Annotated in this window: 14 protein-coding genes; 12 read left to right on the forward strand and 2 right to left on the reverse strand. The window is 56.5% G+C overall.

All coding sequences use genetic code 11. The features are described 5' to 3' along the window. Positions 1-129 precede the first annotated feature (129 nt). Together gap and ACOTZP_RS00010 are read right to left on the reverse strand one after the other, a co-directional pair. Entirely contained in the window at positions 130-1,140 is a 1,011-nt protein-coding gene (gene gap / locus ACOTZP_RS00005; RefSeq protein ID WP_046619477.1) for a type I glyceraldehyde-3-phosphate dehydrogenase, read from the reverse strand. Positions 1,141-1,218: 78 nt separating this feature from the next. After that, positions 1,219-2,199 (reverse strand): GlxA family transcriptional regulator, encoded by a 981-nt coding sequence (locus ACOTZP_RS00010; RefSeq protein ID WP_023300337.1) that lies wholly within the window; start codon positions 2,197-2,199, stop codon positions 1,219-1,221. 929 nt (positions 2,200-3,128) lie between these two features. On the opposite strand from ACOTZP_RS00010, the gene ACOTZP_RS00015 reads away from it, so the two are divergent. The 12 genes from ACOTZP_RS00015 (at position 3,129) to ACOTZP_RS00070 (ending at position 15,702) form a co-directional block, all read left to right on the forward strand. Further along, positions 3,129-3,623 (forward strand): hypothetical protein, encoded by a 495-nt coding sequence (locus tag ACOTZP_RS00015; protein ID WP_023300336.1) that lies wholly within the window; start codon positions 3,129-3,131, stop codon positions 3,621-3,623. Between the two features lie 23 nt (positions 3,624-3,646). Further along, on the forward strand, positions 3,647-4,150 hold the full coding sequence (gene tssJ, locus ACOTZP_RS00020; protein ID WP_022648418.1) for a type VI secretion system lipoprotein TssJ: 504 nt from the start codon (positions 3,647-3,649) through the stop codon (positions 4,148-4,150). Positions 4,151-4,178: 28 nt separating this feature from the next. Beyond that, a complete protein-coding gene (gene tssK / locus ACOTZP_RS00025; protein ID WP_022648417.1) occupies positions 4,179-5,522 on the forward strand; it encodes a type VI secretion system baseplate subunit TssK in 1,344 nt (447 codons plus the stop codon). A gap of 17 nt (positions 5,523-5,539) precedes the next feature. Further along, on the forward strand, positions 5,540-6,778 hold the full coding sequence (locus tag ACOTZP_RS00030; RefSeq protein WP_023300334.1) for a DotU family type VI secretion system protein: 1,239 nt from the start codon (positions 5,540-5,542) through the stop codon (positions 6,776-6,778). 2 nt (positions 6,779-6,780) lie between these two features. Continuing rightward, positions 6,781-10,401 (forward strand): type VI secretion system membrane subunit TssM, encoded by a 3,621-nt coding sequence (gene tssM / locus ACOTZP_RS00035; protein ID WP_271074641.1) that lies wholly within the window; start codon positions 6,781-6,783, stop codon positions 10,399-10,401. 16 nt (positions 10,402-10,417) lie between these two features. Next, positions 10,418-11,134, forward strand: a complete 717-nt coding sequence (gene tagF / locus ACOTZP_RS00040) for a type VI secretion system-associated protein TagF (protein ID WP_045308303.1) — start codon at positions 10,418-10,420, stop codon at positions 11,132-11,134. Positions 11,135-11,145: 11 nt separating this feature from the next. Then, complete coding sequence (tssA, locus tag ACOTZP_RS00045) at positions 11,146-12,162, forward strand: type VI secretion system protein TssA (protein WP_271074642.1); 1,017 nt, start codon at positions 11,146-11,148, stop codon at positions 12,160-12,162. A gap of 75 nt (positions 12,163-12,237) precedes the next feature. Beyond that, a complete protein-coding gene (gene tssB, locus ACOTZP_RS00050) occupies positions 12,238-12,762 on the forward strand; it encodes a type VI secretion system contractile sheath small subunit (protein WP_022648413.1) in 525 nt (174 codons plus the stop codon). Between the two features lie 3 nt (positions 12,763-12,765). After that, on the forward strand, positions 12,766-14,265 hold the full coding sequence (tssC, locus tag ACOTZP_RS00055) for a type VI secretion system contractile sheath large subunit (RefSeq protein ID WP_006810956.1): 1,500 nt from the start codon (positions 12,766-12,768) through the stop codon (positions 14,263-14,265). A 79-nt stretch (positions 14,266-14,344) separates the two neighbouring features. After that, positions 14,345-14,770, forward strand: a complete 426-nt coding sequence (locus ACOTZP_RS00060) for a Rap1a/Tai family immunity protein (RefSeq protein WP_126502893.1) — start codon at positions 14,345-14,347, stop codon at positions 14,768-14,770. A 3-nt stretch (positions 14,771-14,773) separates the two neighbouring features. Next, complete coding sequence (locus ACOTZP_RS00065; RefSeq protein WP_058646894.1) at positions 14,774-15,268, forward strand: T6SS effector amidase Tae4 family protein; 495 nt, start codon at positions 14,774-14,776, stop codon at positions 15,266-15,268. Beyond that, positions 15,253-15,702 carry a type VI secretion system amidase immunity protein Tai4 gene (locus tag ACOTZP_RS00070; RefSeq protein WP_257394436.1) on the forward strand — a complete coding sequence of 150 codons (450 nt, stop codon included), beginning with the start codon at positions 15,253-15,255 and terminating at the stop codon, positions 15,700-15,702. The genes ACOTZP_RS00065 and ACOTZP_RS00070 overlap by 16 nt, the downstream gene beginning before the upstream one ends. Positions 15,703-15,748: the final 46 nt, after the last annotated feature.

A 15,748-nucleotide genomic window follows, 5' to 3' on the forward strand; every position in this document is an offset into this window, starting at 1 on the left:
TAACGCTTGCGTACTACGACCGAAAAACCCAGAGTGTGCTCCGGATAGACTGAAAAGTGTTACCTATGTTCCCGGTCTGATCTGTTACCTATGTATCCGGTCATACATTCATGCCACCCGGCTTAAGCCCTACAACCCTTTTTTATCCATCAGCACCGCCAAATCCACCAGACGGTTTGAGAAGCCCCACTCGTTGTCATACCACGACAGGATCTTCACCATATTCCCGCCAATCACCAGCGTTGAAAGCCCGTCGATAATGGATGAGCGCGGGTCGCCCTGATAATCACTGGAGACAAGCGGTTCATCGCTGTAGCCCAGGATGCCTTTCAGCGGCCCGCTACCGGCAGCCTGACGGAACGCGTCATTCACCTCTTCGGCGGTCACGTTGCGGCTCAGCGTCACCGTCAGATCGACAATCGACACCACTGGCACCGGCACGCGCAGGGAATACCCGGTGAGTTTACCGTCCAGTTCGGGGATCACTTTCCCGAGCGCTTTTGCCGCGCCGCTGGAATAAGGCACAATCGATAATGCTGCCGCACGCGCGCCGCGCAGATCTTTTTCTGGCTGGTCATGCAGCGCCTGGCTGTTGGTGTAGGCATGCGTGGTGTTCATCAGCCCGTGTTCAATGCCAAACTGCTGGTGCAGCACCTGCGCCGCTGGCGCCAGACCGTTAGTGGTGCAACTCCCGTTACTGACCACAAAATGCTGGGCCGGATCGTACAGCGTGTGGTTCACGCCCATTACCACCGTAAGATCATCATTTTTAGCCGGGGCGGAAATAATGACGCGTTTTGCGCCGCCGCTCGTGATATGCACCGCCGCTTTATCACGTTCGGTGAAGAAACCGGTGGCTTCGATTACCACCTCAACGTCAGCGTCTTTCCACGGAATGTTTGCCGGGTCGCGTTCACTGAATACGGTGATGCGTTGCCCGTCAACCTGTAGCGCGCCGTCCGCCGCTTCCACAGGTACCGCTAGCGTGCCGAGCAGAGAGTCATATTTCAGCAGATGGGCGAGGGTTTTACTGTCCGTCAGATCGTTAATGGCCACAATCTGGAGATCCGGATTGCCAAGCGCCGCGCGCAGGACATTACGTCCGATACGGCCGAAACCGTTAATACCGACCTTAACCATGATGCACTCCTTATCTGTGTTGTCTGGAGTTACTGTAGGTGTCAGGTCGGTTGGCGTAAATGACAAAAAAGGATCAGATTACGCCATTCTGCGGCAGTGGAAGCGCTGGCGATATTCGCCCGGCGTGAGATGAAGCTGCTTTTCAAAAACGCGGCGCAGGTTGATGCTGGTCCCAAACCCGCTTTTTTCGGCAATGACCTCAAGCGGATACGGGGTCTGCTCCAGAAGCTGTCGTGCGGCGGCCAGGCGCGCTTCGGTGACATAACGGGCCGGAGGTACACCGACGTCACGCGTGAACACGCGGGTGAAATTGCGCGGACTCATGGCGACCCGTTCGGCCAGCCTTTCGACGCACAAATCTGCGGTGAGGTTTTGCAGGATCCAGCTTTGCAGTTCGCTAACCGGTCCGGTCGCGCCGGACTGCTCCAGATTATAGCGGCTGAACTGTAGCTGGCCGCCAGGCCGGCGCAGGTACATCACCATATCCTGCGCCACGTTGCGGGCGAGGGTGAAGCCGTAATCATCCTCCACCAGCGCCAGCGTCAGATCAAACCCGGAACTGACGCCGCCGGATGTCCAGACGGGACCATCCTGAACATAGAGCGGGCCGCCCTCAACGTTGACCGCAGGATAGCGGGTTTTCAACGTTTCCAGAAGCCGCCAGTGGGTCGTTGCCCGGCGCCCATCGAGAAGTCCGGCCTGTGCCAGCAGCAGGGCCCCGCCGCATACAGAGGCGACGCGTCGCGCATGCGGCGCGGCCAGGTGCAGCCAGTCCACCACCGCAGTGCTTTCCTGCTCATTCATGCCACGGCCGGTGATGATAATCGTGTCCAGCGGCTCGCGCGGATCCAGCTCCGGCAGGCGATAGTCCGCCAGCAGATTTAAGCCGGACTGGCCATGGATCACCAGGTGAGGCTGGGTAGTGGCAATAATGATGCGGTAGCGGGGCTGCGCCAGACCGTCCGGGTGCAGACGGTTGGCCTGCATCAGAATGTCGGCTATACCGGCGGCTTCAAACAACATGCCACCATCAGGAACGATTATCAGGATCTTCTTCATGTCATGAAAAGTACCTTTCTTACAATATAAGTCAAGTGGAGGACGTTGATCGTTACCGAGCACGGTTCTGGTCAACCCCGATGCCTGCAACGGCACATATTTTGATACCCACTTAACCTGTTTTTACCGCTCGGCCTGTAAGCTATGGTGCGGGAAAGCAAAGAACTCATAACAAATTTTCATCATGTTTGTAATAAATCGTCGGAGTGGTGGAAAGCAAGCAATAGTGTAGTGACGGTAAAATGCCAAATGAAGTTCGCCTGTCGAAAGCAGCGTCTTTATTAATTACCTGGAAAGGGTGGGTTATATTTTGAGCAATGCCTTAGCGAGCAAGATTGTAGTCAGGCTTAATTATTTGTACGGCCCAGACGAGAGAAAATTATCTTAAGAAGGGGGAGAGCATAAAGTTAATTTGCGGCGTGAAATTAATTTTTTCACCCTTACTGTGTTTTCTTAATTTGATGGGACATCGTCCTGAGTATTGACGATTTGCTATCGATACAACAAATAATTCGTGTGAGATATATTCATATGCAACTGAAAAATTCTCCGTTCTACTAATTATGGTAGTGGCAGGAATAGTGGTATTACGTTAGTGAGAATGGTTCTCTTTTGGGTTTTTTTGTCTTTAAATCAGCTAATTGCGTGATTTCTCTATTTTTCAGATTAATCTCAGGGTGAGGCGAATGCCTCATGAATCAGCAGTAGCGAAAAAGGAAATATTGAAAAGGTGATAAGCTCATGTAAACTTGTTTACCGTTTGTCAAAATATGTCAGGATTACGCTGGGCCTTATTCTCGAAGGCTCGTGCGGTAGCTATGCCCAAATAATAGTAACGCCCCGGAAAAACCTGACTATTTTTAACAATAGCACCTAAGTCAAATTTTATCCCCTCTCTTCATCCTCTAAATATCGCTACGGAAAAGCATATGAAACTGCGTGTATTGTTATCACTTCTGTTTGTTATGGCGGTGGCGGGCTGTAAGGCGCCGCAAAAACCAGCGATCACCGATGATACGATTGTGACCAGCCAGGTTAATGGCATCACGCTGACGCACCGTCACGCTGTTACCCCTCCGGCGGAGTTCACTCAGGTGAATGAACCGTATCGTGCTATGTACCCGGCATCCCTGATGAGCCGTCCTGACTACGGTGGAAAAGTGATCCGTACGCTTGAGACCGGAAAAACTTACGTCGTGCTTGGGCAGGTTGAACATTTCTGGATGGCGCTGGCCGATGATGGGAGTGAACAGCTGATTGGTTACGTGCCGATGCGTGCCGTGATCAAGGCCGACCAGTACGAAGCCACCGTGCGTAAACAGGCACTGCGCCCTAAAGCGCGCAAGAAAACCACCTGTGTTGATGTCGATGGCAACAGCAAAGCCTGCAAAGACAGCGCGAACGGTACCTGGATCCTGAACTAAACGGGTTTCACGAGCATATTTTTATGAATAATAAAAATTTCCATCGGATGTGGTTCCCTTTTTTTGCGTTGATTCTCGCGCTGATCGGTGGTTGTACGTCGTCTTCACACAGCGACCCCTCCCGCTACAATCTTCAGTTTCAGGCTCATCCTCAAATCAATGATTCTGCACCGCTTAAGGTCAGAGTATTGCTGCTGAAATCCGATGCGGATTTCATGTCCAGCGACTTCTACTCCTTACAGAACAACGCGTCAGCCACGCTTGGCGCGAATCTGCTGAACAGCGATGTGTTCTTCCTGATGCCGGGCCAGCTTTCGAAAACCCTGAGCGGTCAAAGCTCACCGGAAGCGCGCTATATCGGCGTAATGGCGGAATACCAGGCACTGGACGGCAAAAAATGGCGCGTCTCACTTCCTTTGCCTGTTCCCGGCGAAAACGCGATTTACCAGTTCTGGAAATGGTCCGCAGATGAACTCCAGGCCAGCGTCTTCCTTGACGTAAATGGTATCCGGGTCATCAGCCAGTAACGCCCTTCATAACAGGAAAGAGATCATCATGACGAAAGCAGAAAAGGTCGTCTGGACCGAGGGCATGTTCCTGCGTCCCCACCATTTTCAGCGGACAGAAAGTTACCTCCTCAACCACGTTCGTGAGTGGGGGGCCTTGCAGCGTTCGTATCTCTGGGGCTTTCTCGACCTTGAGCTGGATGAAGCGATGCTTCGCCAGGGCTGTATTGCCCTGAGCTACTGTAGCGGTTTGCTGCCTGACGGCACCTTTTTCCAGGTGCGCAGCGACCGCAACGGTCCGGCCCCGCTAAAAATCCCCGATAATCTTACCAATGAAAAGGTGGTGCTTGCGCTGCCGGTTCGTCGCGGTGGACGTGAAGAGGTGATTTTCAGCGAGGAGCACTCTTCTCTGGCGCGTTTTATTACGTTTGAACAAGAGGTAGAAGACGACAACGCCATGTCGGTCGGGGAAGCGACGGTTCAGTTTGGCCGCCTGCGTCTGACCCTGATGCTGGAGAAAGATCTGACGGCAGAATGGACCGCCATCGGCGTGGCGTGCGTCGCTGAAAAGCGCAACGACAACCACGTGCGGCTGGATAACAGCTACATCCCGCCAATGCTGAACGCCAATAACAGCCCGCAGCTGTACGGCATGATCAATGACCTGCACGGCTTGCTGGTGCAGCGTAGCCAGCAGATCGGCGGCCGCCTGCGCCAGCCGGGGCGTTTCAATACGTCCGAGATGGTTGAGTTCACGCTTCTTTCGCTGATCAACCGCCACCTTGGCGACATCTCACATTTAAAAACGCTGCCGCTGCTTCACCCTGAAGCGCTCTGGCGAAGCTGGCTGCCGTTTGCCACGGAACTCGCCACCTGGACGCCGCAGCGTACCGCAGAGAGCGTACTGCCGGTATACGACCATGACGATCTCGCCCTTTGCTTCGGCAAACTGATGCTGATGCTGCGTCAGGGGCTGTCGCTGGTCATGGAAGATCATGCCATCCAGCTGCCGCTGCACGAACGCTCTCACGGTCTTAACATCGCCACCGTGCCGGAGACCAGCATGGTCCGCGAATTTGGCTTCGTGCTGGCGGTAAAAGCCAATGTCCCCGGCGAACACCTGCAAACCCATTTCCCTGCCCAGATGAAGGTTGCGCCAGTCTCGAAAATTCGCGATCTGGTTCAGCTCCAGCTGCCGGGCATCATGCTTCGGGCAATGCCCGTCGCGCCGCCGCAGATCCCGTGGCATGCAGGCTACAGCTATTTCGAGCTCGAGAGGGGCAGCGAACTGTGGCACGAGATGGACAAGTCTGGGGCATTCGCGCTGCATCTCGCAGGGGAATTCCCGGGTCTCGATATGGAGTTCTGGGCCATCCGTAGCCCGACAGAATAATAAAGCGAGCGCTTAATATGCAGGAACGACAGGATACCGGCAGTGATGCCCTGTTTACCGGAGCCAGTGGGAACAATCAGCTGGTGGCGGCCGCCAATCCGCTGCTCAATGCGATTCCGCAAATCCGTCATTCGGTTTCCCACGACGATCAGGTCGGGCTGCGCCAGCGCCTGATTGACGAAATTCGCCGTTTCGAGGTGCGATGCCAGCAGGCGGGCTTACCATATGAAGTGATTGTCGGCGCGCGCTACTGCCTCTGCACGGCGCTGGACGAAGCCGCCGCTCTGACCCCCTGGGGAAGCAGCGGCGTCTGGTCAAGCAATGGTCTGCTGGTGACGTTTCATAACGAAACCTGGGGCGGCGAGAAGTTTTTCCAGCTGCTGGCACGTCTGTCTCAGAATCCGCGCGAACACATTCTGCTGCTGGAGATGATCAACTACTGTTTGCTGCTCGGCTTTGAAGGCCGCTACCGCGTGCTAGACAATGGCCGGACCCAGCTTGAAACCATCAAACAGCGCCTGTGGCAGATGATCCGTGGCGTTCGCGGCAGCTACCCGCCGCCGCTCTCGCCGCACCCGGAAGATCGCCCCGTTCTGCGCAAGCTCTGGCGGCCGATGATTCCACTCTGGGCGTGCGTGGCGCTGGTCGGCTTTATCGCCTGCCTGTTCTATATCGTGCTGAACTGGCGTCTCGGTGATAACACCAGCCCGGTGCTGGCGAAAATTTACCAGTCCCAACTGCCGGAAACCACGATCCAGCAACCTGCGCGCCAGCTGCCGGCGGTACTGAACCTGCGCGGCTTCCTGAAACCGGAAATTGATGCCGGTCTGGTGGCCGTTAAGGATGAGGCGGATCGCAGCGTGGTGATCCTGAAAGGGGACGGACTCTTTGCCTCGGCCTCAACGGTGGTGCGCGATCGCTATGAGCCGGTCATCGACCGCATCGCCCAGGCGATGAATAACGTCAGCGGCAAAATTCTGGTGGTGGGGTACAGCGACAACGTGCCGATCCGCAGCGCACGCTTCGCCTCTAACTATGAACTCTCGCTTGAGCGCGCCCGTTCGGTGCAAAAACAGCTCCAGGGTAGCCTCTCGCAGCCTGAGCGCGTCAAAGCCGAAGGGCGGGGCGAGATCAACCCGGTAGCGCCTAACACGACGCCTGAAAATCGCGCCCGTAACCGCCGCGTGGAGATTACGCTGCTGGTATCGCCTGACAATACCCAGGCCGAGCTGAACGGATTGCCGCAAGGAAACTAAGGATGCTGACTACTCTACTTTCTATACTGACCAATCGCATTCTGTGGAGCTTCCTGGGCGTAACGGCGCTCGCGGCGGTCATCTGGATGATTGGCCCGCTGTTGTCCATCGTGGACACCCGGCCCCTTGAATCAGAGCAGAACCGCGTCATCAGCATTGCGGTGGTCTACCTGATTTGGGCCCAGAGCCACATTCTGCCGCGGCTGTATAACGCCTGGCTGAACCGTAAGCTGATGGACAAGCTTAACGAAAATACCACCAGCCCGGAGGCGGCCGATCCGCAGAAACGTCTGAACAGCGAGGAGCAGATCCTTGCCGGGCGTTTCGATGAAGCCGCCCAGATGCTGAAAAAAGCCCACTTCAGCAAAGCGGGACATGGCGCGCAGTGGACGCAGCGCTTCAGTACGCAGTACCTCTATCAGCTGCCGTGGTACGTCATTATTGGCGCGCCGGGTTCAGGTAAAACCACCGCGCTGGCCAACTCCGGGCTGCAATTCCCGCTGGCGGACCGCTTCGGTAAAACCGCGCTGCGCGGCATTGGCGGCACGCGCAACTGTGACTGGTGGTTTACCAACGAGGCGGTTCTGCTGGATACCGCGGGGCGCTACACCACTCAGGAGAGCGAGCAGGTTCAGGACGCCGGGGAGTGGCTGGAATTTATCAACCTGCTGCGTAAATACCGCCGTCGCCAGCCCATCAACGGCGTGATTATTACCATCAGCATTTCCGACCTGCTTTCGCAGTCCGCTGAGGCCTCCCGCCAGCAGGCGGTCAACCTGCGCCAGCGTCTCTCCGAGCTGCATGAACAGCTGGGTATTCGCTTCCCGGTGTATGTGATGGTGACCAAAGCGGATCTGCTTAAAGGCTTCCGCGCCTGGTTTGCGGATTACGACAAAGCCCAGCGCGATCAGATCTGGGGCTTTACGCTGCCGTGGGAGCAGACCAAACACGCCGATTACGACCTGATGGGCAACTTCCAGCAGGAATTTTCCCTGCTGCAACAGCGTCTGGATGCTGGCCTGCCGGAAACCATGCTTAAAGAGCATGACGCCAAAACCCGTGCGGAAGCCTATCTCTTCCCGCAGGAGTTCGCCGCGCTGCGTCCGCTGCTGGCAGACTACCTGAGCACGGTCTTTGCCCGCTCAAACTTCGAAACCGAATTTTCGCCGCGCGGCATCTACTTTGCCAGCGGCACCCAGGAAGGGATGCCGTTTGACCGCGTGATGGGCGAGCTGAACCGCGCGCTCTCCTTACCTGAAGGGGAGGAAAGCACGCGCTGGGATTCGGTAAGCAAAGAGGCGCCGATCCCGGGCGCGAAGGGCCAAAGCTTCTTCATTAAAAATCTGCTGCAAAACGTGATTTTCCAGGAAGCGGGCATCGCCGGGGAAAACCGCTGGTGGGAGCTGCGCAACCGCGCCGTGATGTGGTCCGGCTACGCGGCGCTGCTGGCCCTGCTGGTGATCCTGGGTGGTCTGTGGCTGACCAGCTACGCCAAAAATAAAGCTTATCTGGAAGAGGTAGATGCAAAAGTGCCGATGCTGGAGCAGCAGAGCAAGGCGCTGCAAAACCAGCCCCAGCGCGATCTGTTTGCGCTTCTGCCGCTGCTTAACAGCCTGGTGGATCTGCCGAAAAGCGATGCCTTCGACGTTAACAACCCGCCGGTTTCCCGCCGCATGGGGCTTTATCGCGGGGATGACGTCAGCGATGCCTCGCAGTCTCTGTATCAGAAGGCGCTGGATCAGATGCTGCTGCCTGCCGTGGCGATGCACATTACCACCTGGCTGCGCAACGACAACGGCAGCGACGTGGAGTACAGCTATGAGGCGCTGAAAGCCTATCAGATGCTCTACCAGCCTAAGCATTATGACGGTAAATTCCTGCACTCGTGGGTTATGCTCAACCTGCAACGCAACCTGCCGCAGAACGTGACGCAGGCGCAGCTTCAGGAGCTGGAATGGCACCTGACGCAGCTGCTGGAGCCAAAAATTCAGGCTTCACCGTATGCGCAGGATGAGGATCTGGTGGCCCGCGAGAGGGCGCTGATCAACCAGCAGCCGCTCTCAACACGCGTATATGGGCGCCTGAAACGTCTGCTGGAGCATGATGAGAACCTGAAGCCGGTTTCGCTTTCTGATCTCGGCGGCCCGCAGAGCGAGCTGGTGTTTTCGCGCAAAAGCGGCAAGCCGGTGAGTGAGGGCGTACCGGGCCTCTACACGCCGGACGGCTACTGGAAAAGCTTCAACGACCAGATCGACAGCGTGACCACCGCCCTGCACGAGGACGATGCCTGGGTACTGGGAGCGACCACTGCCCAGGAAGATAAACAGCAGATCGACTACGCCGTGCGTCAGCTCTACATGCGCGACTTTATCGTTAACTGGGATCGCTTTCTCGCTGATATTCAGCTCAACAACAGCGCCGATCTTTCCCAGCGTATCAACACCGCGCGCCTGCTTTCAGGCACCAATTCGCCGCTGCGCCGTCTGGTACTTAACCTGAGCAAGGTGCTGACCCTGTCGCGCACTGCGCCTGCGCCGGAAGATGCGCAAAAAGCGGAAGACCAAAGCAACCGCGCCACCCGCACGCTGGAAGCGCTGTTCAGCAACGGTGACAATGCCCCGACGCAGGGCGCGGTTGTGACGCAGGCGCCTGAGCAACTGGTGACCGACCACTATGCGCCGATGATTGAGCTGGCGCAGCCGCTGGAGAAGGGCGGTAAGACCATCGTCTTTGATGATTTTCTCAAGCAGGTTGACGAGCTTTATCGCTACCTGACTGCCGTTCAGGATGCAGCAAACAGCGGTATGCCTGCGCCGGGCGGCGATGCAATTAGCCGCCTGCAAGCCAGCGCGGGACGTCTGCCGGGCGGGTTGCAAACCATGTTCAGCAATATGGCCGTCGGCGCCAGCAGCGACACTCAGCGTCGCGATCTGGAGAACGTGCGTAAGCGCATTAACATGGAAGTGGGTGGGTTCTGCCGTCAGGCGATTGCCGGGCGTTATCCGCTGGTGCGCAGCGCCAGCACCGAGGTGACGCCGGACGATCTCGCCCGCATGTTCGCGCCGGGCACCGGACTGATGGACACCTTTTTCCGCGACAACCTGACCAACAAGGTGGACACCACCCAGGCGAACTGGCGCTTTATGCCGGGCATCGACGGTAAAACGCTGCCGGGCAGTGAAGGGCTGCTGCGTCCGTTCCAGCAGGCGCAGTCTGTCCGCGATGCCTTCTTCGCAAACGGCGCGACCACGCCATCCTTCAAGGTGACGGTGCGCACCGTGCGTATGGACAATACCATTCTGAACCTGACGCTGGACGTGGACGGCCAACTGCTGCGCTACAGCCACGGTCCGCAGGCGGTGCAGATCATGACCTGGCCGGGGCCGGGCGGGACGAACCAGGTGCGTATGCAGCTCGGTCTTGCCAATGGCAGCACCGCAACGCTGGTGACCAACGGTTCCTGGGCGCTCAACCGCTTTTTCGACAAGGCGCGCACCAGTCCTGGCGCGGGTAGCCTGAGCCGTCAGGCGACCTTCAACGTCGACGGACATCAGGTCACGCTGGAGTTTGCCCCGAACAGCATCCGTAACCCGTTCCAGCTTCCCCGTTTCTCATGCCCATAACCGCAAGGACAGCCGTATGACGAATACCCCTGCGATGAACCGTTATAGCTGGTATGGCAAATTACCCAGCGCCGGAGATTTTTTGCAGCGTCGCTTTCCGGATACCCTGCAACGCCAGTGGTCGCACTGGTTTCAGGTCGGCCTGCTGGCCTGGCAACAGGAAGAGCAGCGCAGCGGCGAGCGCCCGTTTTCTAAAGCCCCGGTGTGGAACTTTGTCGTCCCGCCGATGCTTGGTAGCCAGATGATTCAGATGGGCTGCCTGCTACCGGGCCGTGACAGCGTAGGCCGCCACTATCCGGTATGCCTGCAACTGAGTTTCACCCCGACCGAGTGGTCATCCCGTCTGCTCGGGCAGGCTGAAAGCTGGTACCAGCAGCTTGGCCGTCTGGGGCTGCACGCGGTGCGTAACAGCTATTCTGCCTCCCAGCTGGATGAAATGCTGATGACTATCCCGGCGCCCCAGCCGGTTGAGCCGCAAAAGCGTTCCGACATTCTCGACGTGATTGGCTATGACGACGAGGGTCAGAGCACGCTGGGCTGGCCGCAGGCGGCGGAGTGTTTTGATCCGCTGCGCCAGACCAGCTACTGGTGGACAAACCGCTGCGACGGCTATCCGCTTTACACCCACGTCCACAGCGGAAACTTCACCGGGCAGCTCTTTACGCTGCTGTTCGATCCGGCAGGCGGCGCCCGTCCGGGCCGCCACGGTCTTTACCCGCCTATGTTTGAATAAGCAGGGATCTTATGAATATCGATGAATTTCTCGCGCCGATAAGCCCCGATAACCCCTGCGGTGAAAACCTGGAGTACGACGCTGATTTCCAGGCCATGGGGCAGGCCAGTCAGGGCAAAGCCGAACAGCAGTTTGGCGACACCATCATTCCGGCAGAGCCTGCCGACTGGAACACGGTGGAAAGACTCGCCACCAGCCTGCTGGGCCGCACCAAAGATCTTCGCGTCATGCTGGCGTTAACCCATGCCTGGACGCGTCGTCGCGGGCTGGCAGGTTACGCCGACGGGCTACTGCTGGTGCAGGAAGCCCTGTCCCGTTACTGGGAGCAACTTTACCCGCTGCTGGAAGAGTATGGCGAAACCGATCCGTTCTACCGCATTAACGCCCTCGCCGGGCTGAGCGATAAATCTGACCTGACGGTCGCGGTGCGTAACGCCTCACTGCTCCGCTCTAACGGCGATGAGATTTCGCTCCGTGACGCCCAGGCGCTGCTTGACGGCAGTAAAACAGAGTGTCCGGATTATCCGGGCGGTCGTCCACGACTGATAGATGAGCTGGCCCGGGGCGATCAGCCAGGCACCGAAGCGGTAATCGTGATCAACGAACGCCTGCTCGCCATCCGCGAACTGCTTACCGACTATCTCGGGGAAAGTGGCGTACCGGAGATGGAACAGCTGCTGAAAACCGTCGGGCTGGTTTCGAGCGCCTGTCAGGTGACCGATATCAGCAAGTTGCTGCCGAACCGTGACGCGCAGGCTGAGCAGCACGCCGAGCCGCAGCCGGTGACCGCGTCGCCCGTTCAGCAGGTGACGGACTGGCGCAGCGTGCAGGTGACCAGCCGCGCCGACGCGCAGCTGATGTTGGAAAAAGCGAAACAGTATTTTGCGCAGTACGAACCCAGCCACCCCGCACCGCTGATGATTGAACGGGTGCAGCGGCTGTCTGAACTCAACTTTATGGACATTATTCGCGACCTGGCGCCAGACGGCGTTAACCAACTGGAAAACATCTTTGGACGCCGCGAATGACGCGTCCTGGCATTATGACGACAGGCATGGAGTCTGCCGTTTCACCTTCACCGCGCATCTTTGATGGAGAACATCATGGCAATGAGTAACAGTGGACAGAAATTCATCGCACGCAACCGTGCTCCCCGCGTGCAGATCGAGTACGACGTAGAGATCTACGGCGCAGAACGCAAAATTCAGCTGCCGTTTGTGATGGGCGTTATGGCCGATCTGGTTGGCAAGCCGGTGGAAAACCTGCCAGCCGTCGACGAGCGTAAGTTCCTTGAAATCGACATCGACAACTTCGACGAACGCATGAAGGCGCTGAAGCCGCGCGTGGCGTTCCAGGTGGATAACACCCTGACCGGCGAAGGTAAGCTCAACGTCGATCTGACCTTTGACAGCATGGACGACTTCCTGCCGGACGCGGTGGCCCGCAAGGTTGAGCCGCTGAACAAGCTGCTGGAAGCGCGCACCCAGCTCTCTAACCTGCTGACCTACATGGACGGCAAAAACGGCGCGGAAGAGCTGATTGCAAAAATCCTTCAGGATCCGACGCTGCTCAAATCCCTGAGCCAGATGCCAAAAAATGACGAAAGTGCGAAAGGTAGCGAGGAATAATCGATGAGCAACCAGACTCAACAACACGATCAGCAGGCGGGCCAGGCCTTCAGCCAGGACGAGTTCAGCGCGCTGCTGAATAAAGAGTTCCGCCCGAAAACCGATCAGGCGCGCTCTGCCGTAGAAAGCGCGGTAAAAACCCTGGCGCAGCAGGCGCTGGAAAACACCGTGACCTTCTCAAACGATACCTACCGCACCATTCAGAACCTGATTGCCGGTATTGACGAGCAGCTTTCACAGCAGGTGAACCAGATCATTCACCACGAGGAGTTCCAGAAGCTGGAGAGCGCCTGGCGCGGGCTGAGCTATCTGGTGAACAACACCGAAACCGACGAGATGCTGAAGATCCGCTTTATGAGCATCTCCAAGCAGGAGCTGGGCCGCACCCTGAAGCGCTACAAGGGCGTGGGCTGGGACCAGAGCCCGATCTTCAAAAAAATCTACGAGCAGGAGTACGGCCAGTTCGGTGGCGAGCCGTTTGGCTGCATCGTAGGCGACTACTACTTCGACCACAGCCCGCAGGACGTTGAGCTGCTGGGCGAGATGGCGCGCATCGGCTCTGCGGCCCACTGTCCGTTCATTACCGGCACCGCGCCGGGCGTGATGCAGATGGAGTCCTGGCAGGAGCTGGCTAACCCGCGCGACCTGACAAAAATCTTTCAGAACACCGAATACGCCGCCTGGCGTTCACTGCGTGAATCGGAAGATGCCCGTTATCTGGGCCTGGTCATGCCGCGCTTCCTGTCGCGTCTGCCGTACGGCATTCGCACCAATCCGGTCGACAGCTTTGACTTTGAAGAGCAGACCGACGGTGCGAACCACAACAGCTACTCCTGGGCGAACGCGGCTTACGCGATGGCCGCCAACATCAACCGTTCCTTCAAAGAGTACGGCTGGTGCACCTCGATTCGCGGCGTGGAGTCCGGCGGGGCGGTGGAAAACCTGCCGTGCCACACCTTCCCGAGCGATGACGGCGGCGTGGACATGAAATGCCCGACCGAGATCGCCATCAGCGATCGTCGTGAAGCCGAGCTGGCGAAAAACGGCTTTATGCCGCTGGTTCACCGCAAAAACTCCGACTTCGCCGCCTTCATCGGCGCGCAGTCCCTGCAAAAACCGGCCGAGTATCACGACCCGGATGCCACCGCTAACGCGCGTCTGGCCTCCCGTCTGCCTTACCTGTTCGCCTGCTGTCGTTTTGCTCACTACCTGAAGTGCATCGTGCGCGACAAAATCGGCTCCTTCCGCGAGCGCGAAGAGATGGAACGCTGGCTGAACGACTGGGTGATGAACTACGTGGACGGCGACCCGGCTAACTCCTCCCAGGAAACTAAGTCCCGCAAACCGCTGGCGGCTGCGGAAGTGCAGGTGCAGGAAATTGAAGACAACCCGGGCTACTACGCCGCGAAGTTCTTCCTGCGTCCACACTACCAGCTGGAAGGCCTGACCGTTTCCCTGCGTCTGGTATCTAAACTGCCGTCGCTGAAGACGAAGGACGCGTAATGATGATTGCCGGCCCGAAGGGGCCGGCAATTTGAGCGGAAGAGCTTAGCTTGTTTCTGTCAGTGAATAAGGATAGACGGTGAAACATATACTTTTGATCGCGACCAGTTTGCTGGCAGTTTCTACTCTCGCAAGCGCGGACGCAGGAAATTACAAATACCCTCAAGCGGAAGCATTGCCTCAGGATGACACATCAAACTTCCAACGCGATCCGAGGCTGTTAACAGGGTACGATTTAAATCTGAGTGCAGAGCGTTTTGCTAAAGCCTGGCTGTCGAAAACGAATGAACGTGAACGCATTAAGGCAAATATGTATCTTCTCGGCGTAGTCGACGCGTCTGAGGGCACTGCATGGTGCAAGGGCAGGCCTTTTTTGCCAAATACAATACATGAGTTTCTCTATTCTCGTTTTGCGGACTTATCGAAACAGCAAGGCGAGGAACGCGCTTCAAAAATCATCATTGACGGCATGAAAGAATTACGCCCGTGCAAAAAAGGAGAGTGACAGATGAGACCATTATACGAACAACTTAAACGTCAGCATCACTCTTCAAATCACACACGCGCGGGTTTTGCCTCGGGTGAACAGGTTTTTTCAGAAATTGGCTACGATTATTCGACGATTATCAAGCAACAACCGGCATACGAAAATACCTGTGCGGTAAGAATGAGCCTGGCATTGTTAAAATGCAATGTTGAATTTACAGGGCGTTTACCCATAAAGACCGGTCCCTATAAGGGAAAAACAATCGAGCCTGGCGCAAAATTACTTGCCGATCAGCTTTATAAATCCCATGTGTTTGGCAAGGCAGAAATCTTTAAAGACCGCGAGGCTGGTGCACGCTCAATGTTGGGCCGAAAAGGTGTTGTTTTCTTCAATAAAATTGATGGGTATGGGGGTGGTCATATCGACCTTATCGAGCCTCTGAGTAATAATTCGTTTATATGTAACTCCGATTGCTTTCCGTACTGTCAGGAAATCTGGTTTTGGGAATTAAAATAATTATATTCAGGTTTCTAAAGACCGCATTTCTTTTGCTCACTTGTTTATCTTTTTCTGCTCGCGGTGACAACCCTTACGTTGATTTTTATCAGCAGCAAACATACCGGCAGGTGGTAAAAGATTTGGTCCTGGCGCGCTGCCTTGCGCAGGTTGCAGATAAAGGCAGTCAATTTTCTGCTGATGCGGCCCGCAGTGCGAGTGCATTTATTGAGTGGATGCCGTTTGATGCTGAAAACGGTACTGACAAAGTTAACGCCATTATTGGGAAGTATAAAAACCAAGTTAATGGTTTCCACTCGGAGCGCAAACCTGATGTAAAAGGCGTAACCTTAAATTGTCTACGTCTTTATCATAGCGACGAACTGAATAAACTGGTTCCGCAGCTCATCATTGGCGATCCTGATCGTACCTGGATTCAGGATAATCCGCCGTAGTAAAAGACTTCACATTCTTTCCGTTCATTCAGGGGGAATGTAAGAC

Source organism: Enterobacter cloacae complex sp. SYL001 (assembly GCF_049237025.1).
GTDB classification, from domain to species: Bacteria; Pseudomonadota; Gammaproteobacteria; order Enterobacterales; family Enterobacteriaceae; genus Enterobacter; species Enterobacter intestinihominis.

What these genes read in the sequence shown, in the direction of transcription:
- tssK (WP_022648417.1), top strand. Translation starts at nt 4,179, where the DNA reads ATGACGAAAGCAGAAAAGGTCGTCTGGACCGAGGGCATGTTCCTGCGT.
- tagF (WP_045308303.1), top strand. Translation starts at nt 10,418, where the DNA reads ATGACGAATACCCCTGCGATGAACCGTTATAGCTGGTATGGCAAATTA.
- ACOTZP_RS00030 (WP_023300334.1), top strand. Translation starts at nt 5,540, where the DNA reads ATGCAGGAACGACAGGATACCGGCAGTGATGCCCTGTTTACCGGAGCC.
- ACOTZP_RS00065 (WP_058646894.1), top strand. Translation starts at nt 14,774, where the DNA reads ATGAGACCATTATACGAACAACTTAAACGTCAGCATCACTCTTCAAAT.
- gap (WP_046619477.1), bottom strand. Translation starts at nt 1,140, where the DNA reads ATGGTTAAGGTCGGTATTAACGGTTTCGGCCGTATCGGACGTAATGTC.
- tssM (WP_271074641.1), top strand. Translation starts at nt 6,781, where the DNA reads ATGCTGACTACTCTACTTTCTATACTGACCAATCGCATTCTGTGGAGC.
- tssC (WP_006810956.1), top strand. Translation starts at nt 12,766, where the DNA reads ATGAGCAACCAGACTCAACAACACGATCAGCAGGCGGGCCAGGCCTTC.
- tssJ (WP_022648418.1), top strand. Translation starts at nt 3,647, where the DNA reads ATGAATAATAAAAATTTCCATCGGATGTGGTTCCCTTTTTTTGCGTTG.
- tssB (WP_022648413.1), top strand. Translation starts at nt 12,238, where the DNA reads ATGGCAATGAGTAACAGTGGACAGAAATTCATCGCACGCAACCGTGCT.
- ACOTZP_RS00015 (WP_023300336.1), top strand. Translation starts at nt 3,129, where the DNA reads ATGAAACTGCGTGTATTGTTATCACTTCTGTTTGTTATGGCGGTGGCG.
- tssA (WP_271074642.1), top strand. Translation starts at nt 11,146, where the DNA reads ATGAATATCGATGAATTTCTCGCGCCGATAAGCCCCGATAACCCCTGC.
- ACOTZP_RS00010 (WP_023300337.1), bottom strand. Translation starts at nt 2,199, where the DNA reads ATGAAGAAGATCCTGATAATCGTTCCTGATGGTGGCATGTTGTTTGAA.